This window comes from Flavobacterium sp. J27, from assembly GCF_004303025.1.
Lineage (GTDB): Bacteria > Bacteroidota > Bacteroidia > Flavobacteriales > Flavobacteriaceae > Flavobacterium.
In genome coordinates this window covers 92,673-118,068 of record NZ_PJQW01000004.1, presented here as the reverse complement: position 1 = coordinate 118,068, position 25,396 = coordinate 92,673, and the positions used below count along the sequence as shown (strand labels likewise).

At 32.6% G+C, this 25,396-nt stretch carries 21 protein-coding genes; 6 read left to right on the top strand and 15 right to left on the bottom strand.

The annotated features are described in order from the left end of the window. The first annotated feature begins 6 nt into the window (after positions 1 to 6). The gene (locus tag CX675_RS06920) at positions 7 to 4,116 is read left to right on the top strand and encodes a T9SS type B sorting domain-containing protein (RefSeq protein ID WP_130734497.1); all 4,110 of its coding nucleotides are present in this window, start codon (positions 7 to 9) and stop codon (positions 4,114 to 4,116) included. A 37-nt stretch (positions 4,117 to 4,153) separates the two neighbouring features. Here the strand turns inward: CX675_RS06920 and CX675_RS06915 are convergent, their stop codons facing one another. The 7 genes from CX675_RS06915 to CX675_RS06885 form a co-directional block, all read right to left on the bottom strand. Then, the gene (locus CX675_RS06915; protein ID WP_165395995.1) at positions 4,154 to 4,540 is read right to left on the bottom strand and encodes a T9SS type A sorting domain-containing protein; all 387 of its coding nucleotides are present in this window, start codon (positions 4,538 to 4,540) and stop codon (positions 4,154 to 4,156) included. Between the two features lie 196 nt (positions 4,541 to 4,736). Then, the gene (locus CX675_RS06910) at positions 4,737 to 5,639 is read right to left on the bottom strand and encodes a phytanoyl-CoA dioxygenase family protein (RefSeq protein WP_130734495.1); all 903 of its coding nucleotides are present in this window, start codon (positions 5,637 to 5,639) and stop codon (positions 4,737 to 4,739) included. 62 nt (positions 5,640 to 5,701) lie between these two features. Then, the gene (locus CX675_RS06905; RefSeq protein WP_130734494.1) at positions 5,702 to 6,241 is read right to left on the bottom strand and encodes a lipopolysaccharide assembly protein LapB; all 540 of its coding nucleotides are present in this window, start codon (positions 6,239 to 6,241) and stop codon (positions 5,702 to 5,704) included. Between the two features lie 158 nt (positions 6,242 to 6,399). Further along, positions 6,400 to 7,134 carry a peptide chain release factor H gene (gene prfH / locus CX675_RS06900; protein ID WP_130734493.1) on the bottom strand — a complete coding sequence of 245 codons (735 nt, stop codon included), beginning with the start codon at positions 7,132 to 7,134 and terminating at the stop codon, positions 6,400 to 6,402. Between the two features lie 7 nt (positions 7,135 to 7,141). Further along, entirely contained in the window at positions 7,142 to 7,687 is a 546-nt protein-coding gene (locus tag CX675_RS06895; RefSeq protein WP_130734492.1) for a hypothetical protein, read from the bottom strand. A gap of 285 nt (positions 7,688 to 7,972) precedes the next feature. Beyond that, entirely contained in the window at positions 7,973 to 9,364 is a 1,392-nt protein-coding gene (locus CX675_RS06890) for an RtcB family protein (RefSeq protein ID WP_130734491.1), read from the bottom strand. Beyond that, a complete protein-coding gene (locus CX675_RS06885) occupies positions 9,354 to 10,118 on the bottom strand; it encodes a hypothetical protein (protein WP_130734490.1) in 765 nt (254 codons plus the stop codon). The genes CX675_RS06890 and CX675_RS06885 overlap by 11 nt, the downstream gene beginning before the upstream one ends. A gap of 420 nt (positions 10,119 to 10,538) precedes the next feature. Between CX675_RS06885 and bshC the strand changes: the two genes are divergently transcribed. Next, positions 10,539 to 12,128, top strand: a complete 1,590-nt coding sequence (bshC, locus tag CX675_RS06880; RefSeq protein ID WP_130734489.1) for a bacillithiol biosynthesis cysteine-adding enzyme BshC — start codon at positions 10,539 to 10,541, stop codon at positions 12,126 to 12,128. Between the two features lie 166 nt (positions 12,129 to 12,294). Beyond that, a complete protein-coding gene (locus CX675_RS06875; protein ID WP_130734488.1) occupies positions 12,295 to 13,146 on the top strand; it encodes a sulfurtransferase in 852 nt (283 codons plus the stop codon). 219 nt (positions 13,147 to 13,365) lie between these two features. Here CX675_RS06875 and CX675_RS06870 read toward each other — a convergent pair whose 3' ends face one another. Further along, positions 13,366 to 13,941: a DUF4494 domain-containing protein gene (locus CX675_RS06870; RefSeq protein WP_130734487.1), complete on the bottom strand. Its 576-nt coding sequence runs from the start codon at positions 13,939 to 13,941 to the stop codon at positions 13,366 to 13,368. Positions 13,942 to 14,094: 153 nt separating this feature from the next. Between CX675_RS06870 and CX675_RS06865 the strand changes: the two genes are divergently transcribed. The 3 genes from CX675_RS06865 to CX675_RS06855 all read left to right on the top strand — a co-directional run bounded on the left by CX675_RS06865 (position 14,095) and on the right by CX675_RS06855 (position 15,766). Continuing rightward, positions 14,095 to 14,859, top strand: a complete 765-nt coding sequence (locus tag CX675_RS06865) for a hypothetical protein (RefSeq protein ID WP_165395994.1) — start codon at positions 14,095 to 14,097, stop codon at positions 14,857 to 14,859. Between the two features lie 125 nt (positions 14,860 to 14,984). Beyond that, positions 14,985 to 15,284: a hypothetical protein gene (locus CX675_RS06860; RefSeq protein ID WP_130734485.1), complete on the top strand. Its 300-nt coding sequence runs from the start codon at positions 14,985 to 14,987 to the stop codon at positions 15,282 to 15,284. 62 nt (positions 15,285 to 15,346) lie between these two features. After that, a complete protein-coding gene (locus tag CX675_RS06855) occupies positions 15,347 to 15,766 on the top strand; it encodes a nucleoside-diphosphate kinase (protein WP_130734484.1) in 420 nt (139 codons plus the stop codon). A 120-nt stretch (positions 15,767 to 15,886) separates the two neighbouring features. Here the strand turns inward: CX675_RS06855 and CX675_RS06850 are convergent, their stop codons facing one another. The 7 genes from CX675_RS06850 to CX675_RS06820 all read right to left on the bottom strand — a co-directional run bounded on the left by CX675_RS06850 (position 15,887) and on the right by CX675_RS06820 (position 25,396). Continuing rightward, the gene (locus tag CX675_RS06850; RefSeq protein ID WP_130734483.1) at positions 15,887 to 16,729 is read right to left on the bottom strand and encodes an endonuclease/exonuclease/phosphatase family protein; all 843 of its coding nucleotides are present in this window, start codon (positions 16,727 to 16,729) and stop codon (positions 15,887 to 15,889) included. Next, positions 16,730 to 18,553: a discoidin domain-containing protein gene (locus tag CX675_RS06845; RefSeq protein WP_130734482.1), complete on the bottom strand. Its 1,824-nt coding sequence runs from the start codon at positions 18,551 to 18,553 to the stop codon at positions 16,730 to 16,732. It lies immediately after the preceding gene. A gap of 64 nt (positions 18,554 to 18,617) precedes the next feature. Beyond that, entirely contained in the window at positions 18,618 to 20,924 is a 2,307-nt protein-coding gene (gene bglX, locus CX675_RS06840; RefSeq protein WP_130734481.1) for a beta-glucosidase BglX, read from the bottom strand. A gap of 23 nt (positions 20,925 to 20,947) precedes the next feature. After that, on the bottom strand, positions 20,948 to 21,646 hold the full coding sequence (locus CX675_RS06835; RefSeq protein WP_130734480.1) for a dienelactone hydrolase family protein: 699 nt from the start codon (positions 21,644 to 21,646) through the stop codon (positions 20,948 to 20,950). After that, complete coding sequence (locus tag CX675_RS06830; RefSeq protein WP_130734479.1) at positions 21,646 to 23,004, bottom strand: glucoamylase family protein; 1,359 nt, start codon at positions 23,002 to 23,004, stop codon at positions 21,646 to 21,648. The genes CX675_RS06835 and CX675_RS06830 overlap by 1 nt, the downstream gene beginning before the upstream one ends. Positions 23,005 to 23,054: 50 nt before the next feature. Continuing rightward, positions 23,055 to 23,879 (bottom strand): LamG domain-containing protein, encoded by an 825-nt coding sequence (locus CX675_RS06825; RefSeq protein WP_130734478.1) that lies wholly within the window; start codon positions 23,877 to 23,879, stop codon positions 23,055 to 23,057. A 35-nt stretch (positions 23,880 to 23,914) separates the two neighbouring features. Continuing rightward, a complete protein-coding gene (locus CX675_RS06820) occupies positions 23,915 to 25,396 on the bottom strand; it encodes a RagB/SusD family nutrient uptake outer membrane protein (RefSeq protein ID WP_130734477.1) in 1,482 nt (493 codons plus the stop codon).

The window sequence follows — 25,396 nt, the reverse complement described above, 5'->3', positions numbered from 1 at the left end:
CAAATTATGAAGCAATTTTACCTATTCATTTTTTTAGTTTATTCGTTACACTCTTTTTCACAAAAACAAACTTCAGCAATAGGTTTTATTGAAAACAAAGGGCAAATTGTCGATCAAAAAGGAAAAGAAAATTCTCAAGTAAAATATCTATTAAATACCAATGGATTAAATGTTCAATTAAGAGAAAATGGCTTTTCATATGATGTTTATGAAACAGAACGCATATCATTAACAAAAAAAGATAAAGAATTTAATGGTTCTAACTCTAGTTTTGATAGGGGAATAAAAAATCCTGATTACTCTTTAAAGTATAATTTTCACAGAATTGATATTGACTTTTTGAATTCGAATAAAAACGTTGCTCTCGTTTCTGAAGATAAATCTGCTGATTATGACAATTACTACAATGTGGCTCATGCTCCAAATGGGATAACCCAAGTACATAAATACCAAAAAATTACCTATCAAAACATTTACACTAATATTGATGTTGTTTTTTTTATTCCAAAAGATAGTACAAAAGTAGTAGAGTATAATTTCATTGTAAAACCTGGAGGAAAAGTTTCCGATATTCAATTACAATTTAAGGGCGGAAAAACCGAATTATTTGACACAAAAATTAGAATGTATCTTCGTTTTGGACAAATGGAAGAAACACTGCCTTTGAGTTGGATTGAAGATAAAAACGCTAAAAAAGAGATCGCATTACATTATAAAAAAATTAAGAAGAATGTTTTTGGTTTTGATGGTGACGTAAATCATTCTAATAAAATGATTGTTATTGACCCTGTTCCCATTAGGCTTTGGGGAACTTATTATGGGATTGGACAATTTGATAATAATGGTTACTCTTTAACATCTGACAATTATAATAATGTATATTACTGTGGTTCAACAAGAAACAATACCAATATTGCAACAAACGGAGCTTACCAAACTACATTAGATGGTCTTTTTGATGGATTTATCGCCAAGTTTGACAGCAATGGTCTCAGATTATGGGGAACATATTATGGTGGGAGCGAAAGGGATGGTGTTTATTTGATCGATGCAAAAGACAACTACTTCGTTATTGCAGGTTCAACTCAAAGTCCAAGTAATATTGCAACAAATGGCACTCACAGCAATACTTACAATCCAGGTAATGGATCATCACATCAAAGAAACGATTGTTTTATCGCAAAATTCAATTTAGATGGAACAAGAATATGGGGTACTTATTTTGGTGGAGAAGCAAAAGACGACTTTTTAAGCATTTCTATCGACAATAATAACAATATAATTTTAACGGGGAGCACTTATAGTCTAATTGGAATTGCAACATCAGGAATTTTTAAAGAAACAAGAACACAGCCTGTAAACTTTAACACTACGGGAGAAGGTTTTATAGCAAAATTTAATAGTAATGGTAATAGGTTATGGGCATCCTATTATGGTCTTTGTGAAATACGAGCAGTAGGAACAGATAGTACTGGTAATATCTATTTTTCTGGTGATATCAGTATTTCTCCTGACCCAAATGAAAATTACATCTCTACTCCTGGAACACATCAGCCAATAGCTAGTTATAATATGCAGACTGGGGTTGGATTTTATGATTCTTTTTTAGTAAAATTCACTCCAAATGGTCAAAGAATTTGGGGAACTTATTTTGGAGGATATAGAGCAGAATATAATCATGGTTTAAAAGTTGATTTAGAAGATAACGTTTACATTTCAGGATATACAAGAAGTGATGAATTGATTTCAACAACGAACTGTCACCAATATACAAAAGGTGGAATTAATGATGATGCAGATTCATATTTAGCAAAATTTAATCCAAATGGCTTTGTAATATGGAGTACCTATTATGGAGGAGAAGAATTGGAACATTGGGGAAGCTATAAAATTGATGTCGATTTAAGTAATAATGTTTTTTTATCTGGATCCACATGGAGTACTAACAATATTTCTACAGCAAATGCCTACAATGTTTCAAATAATGGTTTTGCAGATATTTTTATTGTAAAATTTAATTCGTCAGGTAACAGAATCTGGGGAACCTATTTTGGAGGAAATGGTGTTGATTACAATTCATCATTATGTCTGGATCAAAATGGAGGTATATACATTCATGGTACTTCAAATAGTGCTAATGGGATAATAACTAATGGATCTCATCAACAATTTTCAAATTTTAGCCAACCCAATTTCATAGCTAAATTCCTAGATTGTCAATCAAATACGGTTGCAAATTCTAACTCACCCATTTGTATTGGTGAAAACTTAGAGCTGACAGCTTCCGGAGGAACAAATTATTCATGGACAGGTCCAAATGGCTTTACCTCAACTGAACAAAACCCAATTATCCCAAATGCAACTATTGCAAACAGCGGTCAATATTCTTGTGCTATTACTGGCTCAACGACAGGATGTGATGATACAATAACTATTGATGTTAGAGTTGGTGATAGTGAAGCTCCAATTCCTACTCTTCAAAATTTACCTACTGTAACAGGAGATTGTAATACTATCATAACTATTCCTACTGCCACTGATAATTGTGCAGGAACAATTACTGCTACTACTACTGATCCACTTAGTTACTCCAATCCAGGAAATTATACTATTACATGGCTTTATGATGATGGCAATGGAAATACTAGTTTGCAAACTCAAAACATAGTTATTACATCTGTATCATTACCCGTAGCCGATTTAGCACAACAATTCTGTTCACAAGACAACGCCACAATTGCTAGTATTCTAATTACGGGACAAAACATCACTTGGTACAATGCAGCATCAAATGGTACCGTTTTACCCGCTTCAACTGTTTTACAAGATGGTGTAACGTATTATGCTACCCAAACTGTAAACGGTTGTGAAAGTGAGACCATTCCTATAACTGTTACCATTCAAAATACAGTAGCGCCAACTGGAAATAACAATCAAAGTTTCTGCAGTACAGCGAATGCCACTTTAAATGAAATTGTTCTTGCTGGAACTGCTATCACTTGGTATGATAGCTTAAATGGAAATGTAATTTTACCTAATAACACACTGTTAACAGATGGAACTACCTATTATGCTACTCAAACTGTGAACGGTTGTGAAAGTACTTTAAGGCTTGCAGTAACAATTAGTTTAATCAACACCTTAAATGCTACTGATTATTCGCAATCTTTGTGTGATGATTTAAATAATGGATTTGAAATTTTAAATCTTACAACTTACAATTCAAATTTAATTACCTCAACTGGAAATACATTTAGTTATTACAATTCGTTGAGTGGAGCAGAAAATGAAATTACTTCTGATGAAATCACGAATCCAACGAATTATAATTTAACTGTTGGGAATCATGTCATTTATGTTAGAATTGATTCTCCCAATACTTGCCATCAGGTGGTTGAACTGGAACTTACCTTATATAGTAAGCCTTTCCTAGCTATCAATGATATTATGCCTATTTGTGAAGGCAGTTACATTACTATTTTTGCTGGAAATGGATATGATAATTACCAATGGTCAACAGGTGAAATGACTCCTTCTATTACTGTTTTTCAACCTGGAAATTATTCAGTAAATGTTTCAGAAAATCATGGTACACTGGTATGTTCCACTACCAAAAACTTTACTGTAGTTAATTCGAATATTGGAACTATTTCTCAAATTATTTCATCTGATTGGACAGATAATCAAAATACAATTAGCGTTTTATTACAATCAAATAGTGATGGTAATTATGAATATTCTTTGGATGGTATTACTTACCAAGACAGTCCTATTTTCACTGGTTTACCAAATGGTGAATATACGGTTTATGTGAATGACAAAAATGGATGTGGTGAGGTGACAGAAACTATGTACTTATTAATGTATCCAAAGTTTTTTACACCAAATGGTGATGGTTACAATGACTATTGGAAAATTAAATTCTCTGAAAACGAGCCACATCTAAGAGTTCAAATTTTTGATCGTTATGGAAAATTCATAAAAGAATTAGGAGCAAATTCGCAAGGTTGGGATGGTACTTATTTAGGTAATCTATTACCATCATCTGATTATTGGTTTACAGTAAAACGTCAAAATGGAAAAGTATATAAAGGTCATTTTACCTTAAAGAGATAAAAAAAGCGATACAATGTATCGCTTTTTTTATCTTGTATTATTTATTTTCAACTATTAACCTTCTTTTTTCGCCATTAATAGTCAGTATATAAATTCCAGATTCTAAGAAATCAATAGGGATTATTTCTACTTCTGCTTTCGCTTTTATTTGTACTTTTGTATTTCCTTTGTTATCTAAAATGAGAATTTCATCATCTATTTTTACTCCTTGAAGCGTTACTAAATCACTAGCTGGATTTGGATACATTTTAATTTCACCAAGTGATGCAACTTTCTCTTTAGCTTTTTCTCCATTATCTTGATTCTTTTCAGAAACAATAGTTTTCATTTCAAATTTTTTCTCATCAAGAGAAACCGACTGCTGGGCCATAACAAAAGATGACGAAGCAATAGCCAATAAAAGGCTTACTTTAATTTTTTTCATAATCATTTTTTTTATAGTTTTTTATAGTCTTTTTGTTTGCGATTGCAAAAATATCTTTTTATGATAACGAAACAACGCTACCGTTTATTTTTTTATTAAGAAAATTTGTTAATAAGTTTAACTTTTCTTTAATAAATCATCAAAAAATAGGTTTCTATAACGTTTATAAATAATATGTTTAGTAAAATGAAAAAAATTAAATCCATTCGTCAGCTTGCTTGTAATCTTCAGGAAAATAAGTTAAATATTGTACCAGTCTTGGTTTATCACCTCTGTTAGGTGTAGCGCAATGAGGTAATGCCTGATGCCAAATAATAAAATCACCAACATTACCAGTAATAGGCTTTGGTTGTAAGGTTTCTACAGCAACCATACGAGGGTTATCATGAGGGTGTAATGATTGCATCCAATTTTCAATTTTATTATGAAAACCGGGAACACAATGAAAAGCGCCATCATTTTCCTTACAATCAGACAAATACAACAATCCTTGCAAACGAAACGGAATAGGTTGTTTTAAGCTCACATCCCAGTGTAAATTGCTTCCTAAGAAATTATACTTTTCTGTAATGGGTGGATTAAAACTAACTTTATCTATTGTTTTATAAATTTTGTCAGTACCGTATAGCTGTTCGTATGCCTTTTTAATTTTTAATGAAGCTCTGTTTTTTTCCAAGATAGGATGGTCAAAAAAATGCACCATCAATCCTTTTTGTGTCTCGTGAAAAGTATACCATGTAAGACTATCATTAGGATCTTTTTGTAGAAAATTCCAAATTGCCTGCTGCGTTTCTAAGCAATCTTCCACAGAAATAGCATTCCTGATAATTACATAACCATTGTTTTCCCAAAATTGCAAATCTTGCTCTGATAATACATTCTCATGATACGTTTCTGAGTCAAGGGTTTTACTTTTTGCTTTCACCCAATGCTCAAATGCTTCTAAATCTGGTCTTTCCCCATACAAAAACTGTAAAGTGAGTTCCATACTTATTCCTAAACGATACAAATACCCCGTTTCTTCGTCCCAAGTTGTCGTTTGATTGGGTTCATTTTGCAAGGTTCTTCTCCAAAAATTTGAAATTATAATCTCATCCATTTTACAATTGTTATTCTCAAAAATACTTGATTTTCTTTTCGTAAACAAAAAAAGGATGCCTTTTAGCATCCTTTCTTCTTTTTGTCTTTTTTAGATTTCTTACCTTTTTTCTTTTTAGGTTTTAGAAGTGCTAGTTTCTCATTGATTCTTTTCTTAGTTTCTTCCAAATAATACGTATATTCATTTGAAACGACTAGTAACTGCAACTCTTTCAAGATTTTTTTGGCTGCTTTAAACTCTTTTTTTATTTCTAAAAACTGAATTTTCTTCATCAAAATCTCAACTTTATTGATTCCTTTTACGGTTAAAGCAAAGTCAATCAACGTAGCGGCTTCCTCAAGATCTTCATTCCACAATAAGGTTTGAATGTAAAAAGGATACACTTCAATCGCATTAATATTTATACCTAAGGCTTGTTCATAATAATTTTTCGCTTCCTCATAATGAAACAATTGCTCTGCTTGTATTCTCGCATACAAACATAAAGCGGTTGTATTCTTATCGTCATAAGATAAGGCATAATCTAAAGACGCTATGGTTTCTTCCAAACAATACGGATAATTATCCATCGCTTGAAACAAATATTTATCTATTGATTTCATATCTAGTAATTAGTTTTTAGTAATTAGTGGTTAGTAACATATACTCTTTCCTCTTTCCTCTGTCTTGGGCGTGCCCTTTCAGGTCAGGCTTTGCGCTACAAGTCCTCATTCGTTCCTCATTGTGGGCTTTTCGCTGCAATCCTTCACGCAAAAACTTGCTATTCATCATAATTTTGTCGTTTCCATTTCAAACGCTCTTTTTTATAACTTTTATCTTCTTTCTGCTTCTTAAAATCAGAACCTTCAAAAACCCGAACAGGATTACCGCGTTCTATTTGCATTTGATTGGACCAAGTATGTTGCTCCTGATTTTTAAATTGGTTCCAATTATTTTCTTCAATCTTTTGTTTTAAGCGTTCCGTAGCTAGCTTCTTATTTTGATGTTGTGATCTCGAATCCATAGCAACTACAGCAATACCTGTAGGAATGTGTGTCGCTCTAATGGCAGAACTCACTTTATTTACATGTTGGCCACCAGCACCAGAACTTCTCATAGCTTGATATTGCACGTCTTTTTCATGAAATGCAGTATCTTTTGATTGTTCAATTTCAAAAATACCTACAAACCAATTCTTACGTTGGTGGAACTTTCGAAACGTACTCTTACCAATCCATTGAATGGTGCCTACCCAAGAATCAACAAAAGTGCTTGCATTTTTACCTTCAAGGTGTATAATAGCCGTTTCAACCGTTCCGTTTTCCTGACCAGCTTCTCGTTGCACAACAGTTGCTTTTAGCTGTTTTTCATAAGCTTCTTCCAACACTTTTTTTACAACCTGAGCTACTACCCAAGTACATTCTGCTGGACCTCTTCCTGAGGTGATTTGTATTAGCCTCACCTCAATCCTCTCCAACGGAGAGGAAGAAAATGATTTCTTTTTATTATTGTTCATAATTTTACTATTTCGGTATTTCAGAGAGTTCTTTTCTTCCTATTGGATTGATTCCTTTCTCTAAAAATTCCTTTGCTTTAATTACCGCCCAACATTTATCGCTGGAATGTATATTAGAATAAAAACGCAACAACATTTCTGGAGATACCACTGTAAAACCATTGCATATTTCCGTTTGTAAATCAGTTCTTTCAAAAAAATCAATTGTAATTCGAAATGCTTTTTCATTACCTATTGCGATTATTTTTTCATATCGTCTAAAGTTTTCTGCACTATACAAATGATCATATCTTGTCCAAACTTTTTCAAAACTATTTTCTAATAACACTTCCATCACTTTTGCTACATTTTTAGGATGTACAAAAATGTCGATATCTTTGTGATCGTGAGCGTGTTTATACTCTATATGATTGGGTATGCTCATAAAATGCCAGGCCCAACCTCCTGAGAGAACGATGTACTCTTTTAAAAGATGCAAGATTTTTAAACTTTCATCGATTCTATTTTGATTCCATAGCTCACCATATCTGTTTTTATTATGTGGTGCTCCCATACTTATTATTTATTATAAACATGTCACTATTAAAACATGCTTGATTTAAAAATTCATTCCTTGTAAGAATCTTCTCGATACTTTTTTGTTTCGTTTCACTACACATAAACACTCGAACTGACGAGTAACTAGAATTAACTACTTAATCTCTCTTTCCAAAAATTCGATTGGTTTTCTGTTTAGCCCCGATTGTAGGAAGTAGCTCCCGATACAATCGGGACTACTTCGAAAAGCGGGAAAATGGTGAGCAAAAAATGCCCAAACCACTCGCTCCTACAAAAAATATTAGCGATCCATTCGTACTATTTTAGGGGTAAATGTACCTAAAACCTCCACTAATTCCGATTGTAAAGCCATTACTTTATGAATGTCTTTATACGCCATTGGAGCTTCGTCTACATTGCCTCCTATTAATTTTACATCCTTTGCAGCCAACTCTTTTTTTATCTGACTTTGCGTAAAATTTGCTTTGCATTTGGCCCTTGAAAACAATCGTCCGGCTCCGTGAGAAGCAGAATCTAAACTGGCTTCATTTCCTTTTCCCATAACGATAAATCCGGGTGCAGTCATAGATCCAGGAATAATGCCTAGAACTCCTTTTTGCGCTGGAGTTGCTCCTTTTCGATGCACGATGCATTCGTTACCATCAACTGTTTCTTTCCAAGCAAAATTGTGATGATTTTCTATCGTAACCACTACTCGTTTTCCTAATGCTTTGGCTATTCTTCTGTGAATATCATCGTGACACGCTTTGGCATAATTACCTGCTAAATTCATCGCCAACCAATATTCCTGACCATCATGTGTATTCAAATCGAGCCAAGCTAAATGCTGCACATTTTTAGGTAACGGACATTGTTTGGTTGCCAAATACGTGTAATGCTTCGCAATATTAGCTCCCAAACCTCTTGAACCACTATGTGATAATACCGCTAAGTATTCTTTAGGTTCTAATTTCCATTCGGGTAAGGGTTGCTCTAATTTTACAATACCAAATTCCACAAAATGATTCCCTCCACCAGATGTACCCAATTGTTTATACGCTTTATCTTTTAACTTTTTCAGTAAAGGAATCGTATCAAACTCGTTGCGATAAAACACCTCATGATCTGCTTTTATTTTGTGTGTTTCATACATACCAAATTGGGTATGGTCTTTTAAAATTGCTTCCAGTTGATGGTCTTTTCCTTTTAAAAAGGAAGCTGGTAAATCAAAAATAGACAAACTCATTCTACAACCGATATCGACACCTACTCCATAAGGAATCACAGCATTTTCTGTTGCCAAAACGCCTCCAATTGGCAAACCATAACCGGAATGTGCATCGGGCATTAAAGCCCCTTTAACTGCTACGGGTAATTTTAATGCATCGTACAATTGAAATTTCGCTTGTTCATCGATTTCGTTTTCTCCAAAAATGGAAAAAGGAGCTCTTGTGTTTTTTAATTGGTTGAATTTCACTTGAACTGGATTTACCAATCCTTCTGCTACTTTTCCCCAAGTACCGTGCATTTTAAACTTTTCTGGATGCAACAAAACCTCTTTGGCTTCATTTAAAATACTTTCCTTTTTTTCTCTTTTTCTGTATCTATTAATTTGCCCTAAAGCAATATTGATGGCGTTATTCTTTGGAAAGCCTAATTTGATTAAGTCTTTTCCTGATAATTTATTTCCCATAATCTATTCTTTTTTCGTCTACATAATCTTCGTAAAATTCCTGTAAACTTTTATTTTTATTTGGGTCACCATATTTTGGTTTTTCATCTTCATTATAATATCCTTTATAATGACCTCTCCCACTCTTTAATCTATTTATTTTATTGCGTAAATGATAGTTAGTAATTCGATTGTTGATCCATTGCAATTCACTTTCCAAAACTTCATCGATTGCTTTTCTATGCGTGATGATATTTGGTCGTACTCGCAAAACATATCTCCAAGATTCATTGAATTTGTAGTAGTGAAGAAACCTTTTAAATACTTCACTCCACTCTACAACAAATGTAAAATAGATCTTCTCTTTTTCTGTAAGACCAAATTTTTTACAATTCCAATGAAGTGGACAAACACGATACAATTCTTGATGTTCTTCGACAATAATTTTCTTACCTTTCTTTCTCACTTTTCTTGAAAATGATTTTGCATTGGAATATTTGTATGTATTAATTTTCGTTAGCAAATTCTGAAAAAAATCAGCATTTGGTGATCGTAATACATCTTCTCTCAATACAAAAAAACGCACCCAACCTTGTTGGTATGGCATTTCCAGTGGAACTAATGGCAAATCTCTTTTATCCTTAAACAACTTTTGTTCTCTAGCATAAATAGAAATCAATTGTTTATCAAAATCTTTTTTTACTAATCTTTTCTTACGTCTTGCACTTTTAAAACGACTAGCAAAAGCATAATCGTTTTCAGTGAAATTTCCCATTTGAAAAAATTCATTTAAAAAATTATAGCGCAATGGCTAACACCGCATTATCAAAATGATAATGTAAAAGTTCTTGTATTTCGGGAATTTTTGAAGGGTCTAGAATTAAAAAAGCCCGAATCTAAATAGCTTCGGGCTTTTTCATATTTTTAATTCTGATTTTACGAATGAAATAAGCCACGAAGAAAAGCAGCACCAGTCTCTACTGATGGGTTGCTTTGAAAGTATAAATTGAATAATGTCATTTTTTCTTCGTTTTTAATGTTATTTTTTCTGGGACAAATTTTTGTAATTATTTTTCACATTTCCAAATTTATTTTAAAAAAAATATTTTTTTGTAGTAGAAAAACTATATTAAGTGAATGTTAAAGCGTTTAACAACTTGTTTTAATTTCTCTATTTTTACAAAAAATTTAACCTATGCCAACCGACTGTATCAGCTACCAAAATTCAGGATATTTTTCAGATTTAATGATCGATTATTTAAATGAAAAAGACGCATTGAGGCCGCTGTACCATCGCTTTCCAAAGTTGGAAAACTTTAAAGACCAACTTATTGAAAAACAAAATAGTTTTACTTTAGAAAATAGAAAAATTTTAGTTTCAGCTTTAGAAAAACAATATACAAATTTTGAAGTTTCTGAGTTTACTTTAAAAAACATTCAGCTTTTAAAAAATACGACTACTTTTACCATTACAACCGGTCATCAATTGAATTTATTTACAGGTCCGTTGTATTTTTTGTATAAAATTATTTCTACTATTAATTTATGTAAAGAATTACAAAAAAAATATCCAGAAAATAATTTTGTCCCTATTTATTGGATGGCAACTGAGGATCATGATTTTGAAGAAATCAATTATTTTAACCTAAATGGTAAGAAAATCCAATGGAAAAAAGACAGCTTTGGACCTGTTGGTCGTTTATCAACGGAAGGTTTAGAGGTTGTTTTTGAGGAATTTTCAGCACTAATTGGGATTAGTGAACATGCCAATTACTTGAAAAAAGTGTTTCAAAAAGCCTATTTAGAACATTCCAATTTAGCTGATGCAACTCGTTTTTTGGCAAACGAATTGTTTAAAGAAGAAGGTTTGGTAATTATTGATGGTGATGATAAAAACCTGAAACAACTCTTCGTTCCGTATGCAAAAGAAGAATTGTTGCATCAAACCTCAAGTACAGAAGTTTTACAAACAAATGAGGCATTGCGTGACTATAAAATTCAGGTAAATCCTAGAGAGATTAACTTGTTTTACATTGAAGATCATTTGAGAGAACGCATTGTTTTTGAAAACGGCCAATACAGTGTTTTGAATACTAAAATGACTTTTTCGGAAAAAGAAATACTTACCGAATTAGAAAATCATCCAGAAAAATTTAGTCCGAATGTTATTTTAAGACCTTTGTATCAAGAAGTTATTTTACCTAATCTGTGCTACATTGGTGGTGGAGGCGAATTGGCGTATTGGTTACAATTACAATCTAATTTTAAGGCAAATAAAGTTCCTTTTCCTATTCTTTTGTTACGCAATTCGGTGCTTTTGACAACCGAGAAACAAGCCCAAAAAGCAGATAAACTGGATTTAAATTGGTCGGATTTATTTCAAAAACAGCAGGTACTTCTAACAGATAAAACCAAACAATTATCGCAATTTACGATTGATTTTTCAGCGCAAAAAGAACATCTGAAACAACAATTTGTTGGGTTAAAAGAAATGGCAAAACAAACAGACAAATCCTTTATTGGTGCTGTAGAAGCACAAGAAAAAAAGCAATTGAAAGGATTAGACAATTTAGAAAAACGCTTATTAAAAGCTGAAAAGCGTGTTTTAGTAGATCAATTAGAACGCATTACACTGTTACAAAATGAATTATTTCCTAGTCAAAGTTTACAAGAACGAAAAGTAAATTTTGCTGTTTTTTACGAAGCTTTTGGTCCTAAATTAATTGAAACACTTTTGGAAGAGTTGCAACCATTGGAACAGGAGTTTACTGTGGTGGTTTTGTAAGGATTTATTTTAGACTTTATACTGTTAAGAAGATGATTGAATCTAAAATTATAATTGGAAGTAAAGGAGTCAGTATAGAAAATCTCTACGTTTTATATCAGTTGAAAGTATACACTTGTAAACTTTTATCTTAAATTTACATGAATACTACAAGTAATAATTTCAAATGAAACAAGAACTCTCATCATTAATTTCTGCAACCGAACTTCTCGCTTTACTAGAAACTAAAAATCTAATACTCATCGATGCTAGTAATGGCAAAGAGGCTTTTAACAACTACTTAGAAAGTCATTTACTAGGCGCTTTATTTGTCGATTTGAATACGCAATTGGCAACTATTAAAGAAGATGTTGCTGAAGGTGGTCGTCATCCCTTACCTACTTTGGAGCAATTTTCAAAAGTTGTTGGTGCATTAAGTATTACTCCACAAAGTCATGTGGTTGTGTATGATGATAAAAGCGGAGCGAATGCTGCTGCACGTTTTTGGTGGATGTTAAAAGCAGTTGGTCATGAAAAAATTCAGGTTTTAAATGGTGGAAAAAGTACTGCTGAAGCTATTGGATTTCCATTAGCAAAAGGCTTTGAAAAGGCAGAAAAAGTGGGACTTTATCCTGTATCGAATTGGCAGTTACCACAAGTTACATTGAATAAAGTAGAAAAAGCGACCACAAATCCTGATGTAATTATAATTGACGTTAGAGAAACGGCTCGCTACAAAGGTCATGTAGAACCTTTAGATTTAGTTGCAGGTCATATTCCGAATGCTGTGAATGTTCCTTTTTCGACTAATTTGGATGAAAACGGTTTGTTTTTGTCTCCTTCCCTATTGAAAGAAAAATACCAAGCTATTTTAGGAAATATTCCTGTTGAAAATCGGATTGTACATTGTGGTTCTGGAGTTACCGCTTGTCATACACTATTAGCTATTGCAAGTGCTGGTTTACCGATACCTAGTTTGTATGTAGGCTCTTGGAGTGAATGGTCTAGAAATGGAAAAGAAATAGTGACTGAGGAATAAGTTTTGTTTGTAGTATTTACTTTCTATTAACAACAAACAAAACTTATATTGAAACTACATTAGGCTGTCCCAAAAGTACAATCTTGTCAAGCAGAACTTGTTTCAGCTTCTATAAATTATTTGATTTTCAACTATTAGATTCCGAAATCGAAAATTCAACGAAGTTAAATAAATTCAAAATGACAAATCAAGACTTTTTAGACAATCTCTTTCATGTTGTTATTCTTCTGTAATAGTATCTTCTTCAATTACAAATTCGTCTACTGTTTCTTCAAAATCCAACGGATCTTCCATCTCTTGTATTTCTAATTTTGAAGCTTTTACAGCGTTAAATTTTTCTAAGGCTTCCAAATTCCCTTCTTCTCCACTAAAATAAGGAAAAACGTCCATGATTGGAGATTCTGCAATAGCTGGAATGGTATAATCGCCCATGGTATTTTGCATGGCATGAAGCGTATTATCATAGGCTTCTTTTACATCATTAGCTTGTACCAATAAATAGATATTCGTTTTACGTTCTTTTCCGCTTTCTTCGTCATAAGCCACCAAAGCCACTTTGGATTTGAACCATCGATCGGCTTTTTCAAACGGATGAATTTCAGAATAATTGGCAAATTTTATATTGGTAATCTTAAATTCTTCGCTCACATAGGCTGCCATTTCTTCATTGATTCTTCTTTCGGCTTCAGTATAGGAAATCGCATCGACCAAATAAGGTTCGGTTACTACTTTCTGTACGCCGTTTTCATCTATTTTTCTATACTTTACTTTACATTCATACCAAGTTGCACTCATATTCTTTATTTTTTAAGGAGGCCAAAGATACTTTTTAATCAAAAAATAGCTTGTTAATTTTAAAAATAGATATTCACAATTTTAATAATCTTTGTATCAAAACCACTATTTTTAATCTATTTTTGTAAGGTAACCAAATATAAATAATTGATAATGAGAATAGCTTTTTTGACTCTTTTCTTTTTATATAATTCAATTAGTTTTAGTCAGAATATAAAAGAAATGAAACCTAAGTTAGGTTCTCTGATTGAAAAAAGTCCTGCTGGTGAATTAGCCTTTGAAAAAAGCATTGAAGATTGTAATACTCTTTTTGAAAAAATAAATCAAAAGAAAAAAGAAAGTTTTACACCTGAAGAGAAAAAACAATATGAAGATTGTTTAGAAGACAGAGAAGGATATTGGGATGTTTTAGGAGTAGGTTGTAGCTGGTATTGTGGTGGTGGTTTAGATACAATCTCTGCTTCGTCTGCCTTAAAAACAAATAAAGAGATTAACTATATTCCTAAAAACATTCATGATTTAAATTATAAAACAGCATGGATAGAAGGTGTTCCTGGCTATGGAATAGGTGAAACAATTACTTATCATTTTCCTCCTGAAAATCCAAGAATTACTGAAATTATAATTGTAAATGGTTATGTTAAATCAGATAAAAGTTGGAGAGAGAATTCGAGAGTTAAGAAGTTAAAAATGTATTTAAATGATATTCCCTTTGCATTACTTCATTTAGAAGACTCGAAAAATGAACAATCATTTTACTTTGATCCTCTTGGAAATAGCGATAGAAACGATTTCAATTCTTTACAAAAACAACCTTGGTGGACAATTACATTTGAAATTGTAGAAGTTTACAAAGGTGAAAAATATGATGATACCGCAATCACAGAAATTTATTTTGATGGCATCGATGTACATTAACATTAATATTTAATTTATAGATGTTTTCATTCTTTAAAAATAAAAATAAGCACGTAATTCCTGAATTCGAATTTATAAATACATTTTCTGAAAAAGACTTTTATTTTGTTCGAACAAAACAATGGATGTGGATTACAAAAGAAGAAATCGCTTTGGTTCATAAAAACGAAAAGGGTTCTATTAAAACAACGACAATGGACTTTTGGTTCCAAGAAATGTTTTTAGATGCAGATGGTGAAAAGACTATTTCTGAGTATTTATTGCTTCTTATAAAACAATTCCAAGACAGCAAAATGCAAATCCCTGATGATTTAGATCAATTTATGATTGAAATTCTTTTGAGTTTAAAAAATGATTTAAATGCAATTGAATTTACTCACATGCCAAATCAACTAAAAGAAGAATTCAAAAATCCTATCGAATAGTTTTTAAACTACAAACAAAAAGACTACTTTTGCACCAAATTTAAAAAAACAGAAGAAACGTTATGGCAACGAATAGAACTTTTACAATGATTAAACCAGATGCTGTTGAAAACGGACATATTGGTGGTATTTTAAACATGATTACTGAAGGTGGTTTCAGAATTGTAGCAATGAAATTAACGCAATTAACTGTTGCTGATGCTCAACAATTTTATGCAGTACATAGTGAAAGACCATTTTTTGGTGAATTAGTTGAATTCATGACAAGAGGTCCTATCGTAGCGGCTATTTTAGAAAAAGAAAATGCAGTAGAAGATTTCAGAACATTAATTGGAGCTACAAATCCAGCGGATGCAGCTGAAGGAACTATTCGTAAAAAATATGCTACTTCAATTGGTGAAAATGCAGTTCACGGTTCAGATTCTGATGAAAATGCAGCTATTGAAGGTGCTTTCCATTTTGCTGGAAGAGAGCAATTTTAATTGAAAATATATTAGCATTCAAAAATTATATTGAACTGTAACTAACAGTTTAACAAAAAAGTCAGTGTAAATTGATACACTGACTTTTTTTATCACTTTAATTCTTTTTCATTATCCTATTTATTTTTTACTTTCAAATGCTACTAACACTGGCAAATGATCACTTGGGTATTTAAAATCATAAAAATCATCAATTATGGCTATTTTTTTTACTTGTAACTTACTTTCTTTCGTACAAAAAACATAATCAATTCTATTTTTAATTTCTTCTTGAAAATGAAAAGCATTCCACGTTCCTTTAGGTCCGTATGGTTTTTTTACTGTTTTTTCATAAGTATCCCACAAATTTTCTTTTAAAATAGCAATCGTTTTTTCTTCTTTAGGAGCATTAAAATCTCCCGTTAAAATAAAAGGAATTGCTTTTTGTTGATGTAACTCATTGGTAAGAGTAACTATCATTTCAGCTGATTTTTCCCTAGCTTCTAAACCTTGATGATCAAAATGCGTATTGGCTATCCAATATTGTTTCTTGTCCTTTTTGTCTTTAAACCTTCCATAAGTTACAATACGATGGCAAGCTGCATCCCAGCCTTTCGACATTTTTTCTGGTGTTTCAGATAACCAAAGCGTTTGTTGTTCTTCAAGGGTAAAACGTGTTTCCTTATATAAAATACAAGAATATTCTGCCCATTCTCCTTCTTCTCTTGGCAAACCGATTACCTTATACGCTGGTAAGTGTGCAACAATATAATCGAGTTGAAATTTTTGAACTTCCTGTAAACCGATAAAATCGGCTTCATAATAATCTAATAGAGCCACTAGTTTTTCTTTTCTCATTTCCCAATTATTTTCTCCATCTTGGGCAGAACCCAAACGAATATTATAACTCATTACATTCATTTCAGTTTGCGCCATGATACAGTGGCTTACTAGAGTTACAAAAAGCGTTACAAAAAATTTCATTTATTCTACTTTTATAATTTCAGTTCTTTCACTTATTCCATTTGCATTGAAGGCTTCAATTTGGAAATAATAGGTATCTGTTCTGTCCATTCCTGTAAAGAAATAGTCGTTTTTCCCATAAACCATAATGCTTCCATAGAGTTTCTCAGGACTTTTACCAAAATAAATAACATAACCATCGGCTTCATTATTTTGTTGCCAACGAATCCAAGAACTTCTTCTTTCTCCAAATTTATTTTTATCTGCTCGTAGTACCATAAAATTTTCCACTCTTTTTGGTGTTTCTCCTTTTCCTTTACCAAAAACCCGAAAACCACTTAAAGCAAATTTTCCAGTAGGCATCTTTATATTTTCTAATTTAAGGTAACGTGCTTTAGTAGGTTGTACCAATTCTACATAATCATGAGGAACATCGGTTTTATTATTGCTTTTATCTACAATTACATGCCATTTTTTTCCATCTGTAGAACCATAAATTTTATATTGATGAAATACTCCTAGACTTTTTCCAGTAAAAGTAGCGTCTTGATCGGCATAATTAATTTGAATAGCGTTTATGGTTGCTATTCCCCCTAAATCGGTTTGAAACCATTCTCCTTTATCTCCAGTTTTAGCACTCCAATATGTTTTCATGTCTTCATCAACCGCAAAATTAGGTTGGTAACCACCCAAAGTAGAAGATACTTGAACGGGTTTATTGTAATTTAATAACATCCAACCACTAAATAATCCTTTGGTAAAATCTTTTCCTTGAGCAAATTCTGGTAAAAAAGTAGGATAATCACCATAAGCCGTATTGCAATACATGACATCGTCTTTATCAAAACCAGAAGGCCATATTCCAATACGTCGTTCAAAATTATTTTTTTGTCCTAAAATAATAGTTGAAACATGCCACCAATTACCAAAATTATCTTCATAAGTAGCACCATGTCCAGCACCACGGGCAAATCCTCCTGGTTTATACGATAAAGGATTATGTTTTTGATATGAAAAACCTTGTAAAGGATTAGTACTTACATAAACACCATCGGCATAACCACTAAACTCGGTAGCTGGCGCACCATACTGCAAATAATATTTGTTTTTATACTTAGTTACCCAAGCACCTTCCATAAAAGGTTGTAAAAAAGTATTATCGTTATACTCTCCAAAACGTTCCCATCCATGGTCTTCTGGATGTAAGGAAATCATTGGTTTTACGAATCCTTCCGATTGTAATGTCTTCGTATTAATTTCTGTTCCCAAAAGGGGAAACTCATTACTTGATCCCCAATATAAATACAATTTATCCTTCTCTTCATCATATAAAAAACCAGGATCCCAAGCACCGACTTTAAAATCTTCTACTGCAATTTCCCATTCATTCGCCATAGGGTTTTTACTCTTCCACAAAGCAAAATTAGGTCCATGAGTGGAACCAATAACATACATTTCATCTTTCATTACAAAAACTGCAGGAGCGCAAAGTTCGTCATATACCTTATGCTTTTCATCTAATTTATGATCTGGAGCAAAGCCGTTATCTTTCAAAGAAGGAAACTCATTTTCAGGTTTTAAAAATTTTTTTTCTATAAAATTCCATTGTAACATATCGTTACTCCACCAATAGCCCCATTGATTGGTTGAAAATAAAAAATAGTTGCCTTTAAAACTTACAATTACTGGGTCTGCAGTAGCTCTGTGCTTTCCTTGTTTGTAAAAATTAGGTATGGGTGTGTAACCGTAATCTACATTTATAGGGTTACAATACGTTTTTTGTTGTGAATAACCATTTGTTACGAATACAAAGAAAAGTACCGTACTTAAAAATTTGTTTATCATGATATAAATTTAAAAAAAATACCCTCAAAATATGTGTTTGAGGGTATTAGAAAAATAAAAACAGTTAATTAACTAACTCAAACAACATTTTGTTTTTGGTATCGGAATTGGTTCCAATAAAAACCTCGAATTGTCCTGGTTCTGCTACATAATTCAAATCGAAGTCATAAAACTTTAAATCTTCTTCTGTAATTGTAAAAGTTACTTTCTTAGTTTCTCCTTTTTTAAGAAATATTTTTTGGAAACCTTTTAATTCTTTTACTGGTCTAGTAGTAGATCCTACTAAATCTCTAATATATAATTGCACTACTTCTTTACCATCATAATTACCTGTATTACTAACATTTACAGTAGCTTCAATGCTTTTTTCTTTAGTTAATTTAGTATTTGAAATAGTTATTGAAGAATAGTCAAAACTGGTATAACTTAGCCCATAACCAAACGGATATAAAGGCGTATTGGCTACATCTAAATAATTTGATTTAAATTTTTCAAATTCTCCTTTTTCAGTTTTTTCAGGGCTTAAAGGTCTTCCCGTATTTTTATGATTATAATAAATAGGTACTTGACCTAAATTTCTAGGAAAAGTCATAGATAACTTTCCAGAAGGATTAACCTCTCCATATAAAACTTCTGTTATAGCAGGACCAGCCTCAGTACCTGGAAACCAAACGTTCAAAATAGCAGTTGCTACATCCGATTCTTCAGTAATAGCTAAAGGTCTTCCTGTAAATAATACGAGAACAATAGGCTTATTTAATTTTTTTAATTCCTTTAATAAATCTTTTTGCGCTTGTGGTATAGTAATATCGGAACGACTACTGCATTCACCGCTCATTTCAGCAGCTTCTCCAATAGCAAATAAAATAACATCTGCTTTTTTAGCTATAGCTAATGCTTCTTGATGTAATTCTTGATCTGAACGGTCATCACGCTGAATTGCTTTTCCAAAAACCCCCACTCTTTTTTCGAATTCTAAATCATAATCTAGATTACAACCTTTTGCATATAGTAAATTAGCTCCTAATTTTTCTGAAAGTGTAGTTTTTAAAGCAATTGCATTTTCAAATTTAGTTGCTACACTCCATGTTCCTGGCATATTTTCTTTAGCATCAGCCAAAGGCCCCACTAAAGCCACTTTTTGATTCGCTTGTAAAGGTAAAACTTGGTTCTCATTTTTTAACAAAACAAATGATTCGGTAGCTACTTGTTGTGCAAACGCTCTATGCTCTTGGGTGAAAATCTCTGTTTTGGCTCTATTTTCATCACAATATTTATACGGGTTTTCAAATAATCCTAAATCATATTTTGCTTTTAGAATACGTTTTACCGCCGCATCTAATTGAGCCATACTAACTTTTCCATCTTCAACTGATTTTTTAAGTGTCTTTAAAAAACCTTCTCCCACCATATCCATATCTGTACCTGCATTAATAGCTAAAGCCGAAACTGTAGCTAAATCACCCATACCATGATCTGTCATTTCGTTTACACCTGTATAATCAGTAACTACAAAACCATCGAAATTCCATTGATTACGTAAAACCTCTGTCATTAACCATTTATTACCCGTTGCAGGAACACCATCAATTTCGTTAAAAGAGGCCATTACAGAACCAACACCTACTTCTACAGCAGCTTGATACGGTTTAAAATAATAATTATACATACTAGTACGACTCATATCCACAGTATTATAATCTCTTCCTGCTTCTGGAGCTCCATATAAAGCAAAATGCTTTACACAAGACAAAATAGTATAAGGACTTGCTAAATCATCACCTTGATAACCTTTTACCATAGCTTTAGCAATTTCACTACCTAAATAAGGATCTTCTCCACCACCTTCTGCTACTCTACCCCATCTAGGGTCTCTAGATAAATCGACCATTGGAGAAAAAGTCCAACAAATACCGTCAGCGCTTGCTTCTTTTGCTGCTGTTTGAGCCATTTTTTGAGTTAGCTCCATGTTCCATGTACAAGAACTTCCTAATGGAATAGGAAAAGTAGTTTCGTAGCCATGAATCACATCCATTCCAAAAAGTAATGGAATTTTTAAACGACTTTTTTCAACTGCAACACGTTGAACATCTCTTATTTTTGCAACTGATTTGATATTAAACAAACCACCTACTAAACCTTCTTCAATTTTTTTTCCAATATCTGAATTGGTTGCTTGACCAGTAGTAAAATCTCCTGCACTTGGTAAATTTAATTGTCCTATTTTTTCTTCTAGAGTCATTTTTGCTAGCAATTCTGCTATAAATTGTTCTCTAGTATCTTTGTTTTTTGTAGTATTTACTTCTTGTTTCTGAGAACAACTCAAAAACAAATTTAAAGTTATAATAGGTATAAAGTATGTTAACTTCATTTTTTTATTCTTTTTTTATGGTATTAATTGGGCATTTTTTGTTGAAACATCCATTCATAAATGGCTTCATTGTCGTATACTCTTGTCCAACTATCATGGTTGGCGTCATCAAAAATGGTTAATTCGATATCGGTACTACAATTTTTCAATTTTTTATAAATATCTATAGAATAGCGAACGTCTACGACATCGTCTACTAAGCCATGAAAAATGCGTGTTGGAATATTTTTTATTTTACAATTTTCAAGCATTGGTACACGATCTACAAAACCTGCTATAGGCACTAAAGCAGCAAACATTTCTGGGTGAGCAAAAGCTAAATTCCATGCTCCCCAAGCTCCCATACTTAATCCTGTTAAATAGATTCTATTGCTATCAATATTTTTATTTTGTTTAATAACATCTTGTATTAGTTGATATAAAGATTCTGATTCCCAGTATACGTCTTTTGGACACTGCGGTGCTAAAACGTAAGCGTCTATATCATGAGTTTTAAGATACTTAAATGGTCCATGTACCTTTACTAGTTCTATATCCGTTCCTTTTTCACCAGATCCGTGTAAAAAAATGAGTAACGGTTTTTTGGTTTCTCCTTCTGGTTTATGCAAAGCGTACTGATATTGATATTTAACTTGTATACTTGTTTTAAAGGTTTTATGCGTAGTTTGAGCCAAAATAAGTTGACAAAAAACAAAACATAATAAAAAAATTATTTTTTTCATTAGAAACCGTGTTGTGTGGATGAAAATCCTAAAGTTTGTAATCCGCTTTGTATTTCTGGAGCTTGCATGAATAAATTCCATAAAAGTCCTGTTCTATGATTTTCAATCATAGGAGCAATTGTTCCTTGATCGATAGCTAAGTATCTTTGGGTTACCCAATTAAATTTAGGAGAAAAAGCATCATATGGTCCTGCAAAACCAACATATTGATTTTTCTTTTCTTCATACAGAAAACGAAGAAAACGCATAGCAGCATCTGGTTTATATGGAAATGAAGACAGAGCAGCGGTTGGTGAGATAACACCTTTGTCATTATTTGGTTGGTGAGCAGAATATCCTGTGGATCCATCTGAGTTTCTGGTATAACTTGCCGTTAAACCCCAACATTTTTCACTGTAACCAGTCCATCCAATAGGATTATTTACACAATAGGTATACATAATATCAGTATGATTTTTAGTTAAATCCCAATAATTAGCATATTGATCTGTTAGCCCTCTTGGATCCAAACCTAAATAAGAATAATGTGCCCAAAACATTGGCCCGACATTACCTGTAGCTCCGTTATGATTAAAAACCAAAGGAATATTATATTTTGAGCCAGCAGTAACTATGTCACCACTTCTAGCCCATCCTTGTTCATAAACTTCAGGAGTAATGGCGTGTGTAGGAGAAGCAACAGCCATAATGTAAGTAATTAAACACTCATCATACCCTTGAATTTTATGATTCAGTTGCCATTCATAATTTGGAGACCAATGCCAATATAAAGCATTTTCTCCTTTGGTATACCAATTCCATTCTACACCTTTCCATAAATCATCTGCCTTTTGAGCTAAAGCTTGTTCTGTTGTGTTTCCATTCTTAAAATACTCTCTTACCGCAAGTAAACCTTGACATAAAAAAGCAGTTTCCACTAAATCACCTCCATTATCTACAGTTCCAAAAGGAATTACTTCACCAGTAGTTCCATTTAACCAATGGGGCCAAGCACCGTGAAATCTATCTGCAGTTTCAAGAAAATGTAATGCAGTAGTTAGTCTAGAAACAGCTTCTGTACGAGAAACAAAACCTCTCTCTACACCTACTAAAATTGTCATTAAACCAAAACCTGAACCACCAGTAGTAACAATATTAGCTTCAAAATTTGGATTCTCAACCAAATAACGTTCACGAGCTAATTTTGAATTAGGGTTTGCCCAATCCCAAAAATATTTGAATGCATCTTGCTGCACTTGAGTCATTAATTCTTCATCGGTATAGGATTGATTTTCCGTTTGCGTAGTAGAAGACGAATTATCGGTACAACTTGCCGAAGTAAATAAAGTAAAAATAAATATAAGAGGTAATAATTTCATGATTTTAAAAACAACCAGATTATTAAAAAATAATCTGGGTTGTTATATTTTTATTGATTAGTAGAATAAAGTTCTTGTATTTGAGAAGCAGATAAAGCGACAGCGTATAATCTAAATTGATCTAGACTTCCAGACCATGATTTCATCCAACCTTCAGAAGGATTACCTGAACCTCCAATTCTAAAACCGTTTATTTTTGAAGTATTAAATACAACTGGTCCATGATTATTCCATATTTTTGTAGATTTAGCATCACCATCAATATATAAAGTCATTCCAGAAGTGTTTTCATCATATACAAAAGCTATATGGTGCCAATTAGAATCATAAAGCATGTCTAAAGTAGCGTCATTCACCCATTCAAACCAATGATCCCCTGGTTGCTCATCCACAAAAAATTTAATTGTAGGTGTGGTTGCAGTACCTTCAAAAAGAGCAAACATACTTGCTTTAGCCCAATTATCACTTGTTAAACTAAAAGCAAACTCTGTAACATCTGAATCATCATTCTTTGACCAATAAGCTACAGTGAAGCTCGCCGCTTTTTCAGCAAAATCATTGGCATTTAAATATCTTAAATACGCTTCCGCTGAACCACCTTGATATGCGGCACTTGAAACACCTTCTGTTTGAGTGATTGAGTTATCTGGTGTAAAACAAGGATAACCAGATAAATCGTCAGCAAATTTATATCTGATAGTTTCAGCATTTTTATCAAAAGGAACAAAAAATCTTAAATCTCCATCAGGAATGTTAGCAACATTTTGTGGGTAATCTCCTAAAATTGGTTCATCCATATCTTGACAACCTATTAATAAAAGAATACTCATTAGCAAAAAGCTTATTTTACTACTATTTTGGAATATTTTTTTCATACGATTACAAATTAATTTTTAACAATAATTTCTTATTAATAATTTGGATTTTGAACCAAAACTCCTCCCGATTGATCTATGGCATATTGAGGAATAGGATACCATGCATTTCTAGATTGATAACCTAATGGTCCTAATACCGAGATAGCATCTCCCCAACGTACTAAATCATAAAAACGTTCTCCTTCCAAAGCAAATTCAACTCTTCTCTCTTGTTTAATTGCTGCTCTAACAGAAACTTGGTCAGTTGTTACGATATCAGGCAAAATAGAGTTATTTCCATTTCTAGCCCTAGCCCTTACTTGATTAATGTAATCTACCGCTGCAGAAGATTGTCCTTGTTCATTTAAAGCTTCTGCATACATTAATAAAACATCAGCATAACGTAATACTTTTATATTTGCCCAATGGTTTTTATTTTGCGAATATTCTACTCTTTCACTTTTTAAAGTATAGGCTTTTTTATTCCAATAGGGTTGAGCTAATCCTGTAGGAACTACCAAAGCTGGAGTACTAATACCATCTGATTGTCCTTCAAATAAGATAGAAGCTTCTCTTCTAGGATCTCCAGTTTCGAAAGCATCTATCATAGCTTGCGTTGGTACATTAAACCCCCAACCTAAGTCCCATGAACCTGAGCCACGTACTCCTTGAGATTCCCAATAGTTATTAGAGTAATTAACTCCGGCTAAACGTAAAAACTGTATTTCAAAAATTGATTCTGGTGAATTATCACCTTCTTGCAAGAAAAGAGTTGCAAATTCAGGATACAAACTGTAGCCATAAGACATTACTTCTGATAATTCTGTTGCAGCTGCTGACCAATTTTGTTGATAAAGATATAATTTACCCAATAATGTTTGTACGAATCCCTTGGTTGCTCTTCCAGGATAACTAGCCCAAGTCATTGGTAAATAATCTTTTGCGAAGGTTAAATCTTCTATTATTTGCGCATCTACTTCTGCCACAGATGATTTAGGTGCAATTTCATCTTCTGGTATTAGTATTTTATTTAAAACAATTGGAATTTCTCCAAAATCTCTTCTTAATTCAAAATAAGCAAAGGCTCTTATGGCCAAAGCTTCAGATTTATTAATCATTGTTCCTTCATCCGTTAAACCTGACTCTTCAATAGCAGTTACTAAATCATTACAAGCATATATTAATCTATAATGTCCTTGCCAATTGGCTCTTGTTATACCGCCTTCTGCAGCGTCATAGTTATAAGAGTCAAATATACTTCCTAAATTTGAAGCATCTGAGGCAGTACTACCTTTGGCTGCATCGTCAGAGCGTATACTTTGAAACCATACTTTTGAAAAATCAGAAATTCCACCTTCTGTCCTTAATTTACCATATAAACCAAAAGCAGCTTCTTCAAAACCACCAGCCCCCAAATCTCCTTCAGCTGCCACTCCAAGTGGTTTTTTATCTAAAAATTCATCATCACAGGAAACTACTCCAAGTGCTACTATAGATGTGATTACAAATAATTTAATACTATTTATTTTTTTCAT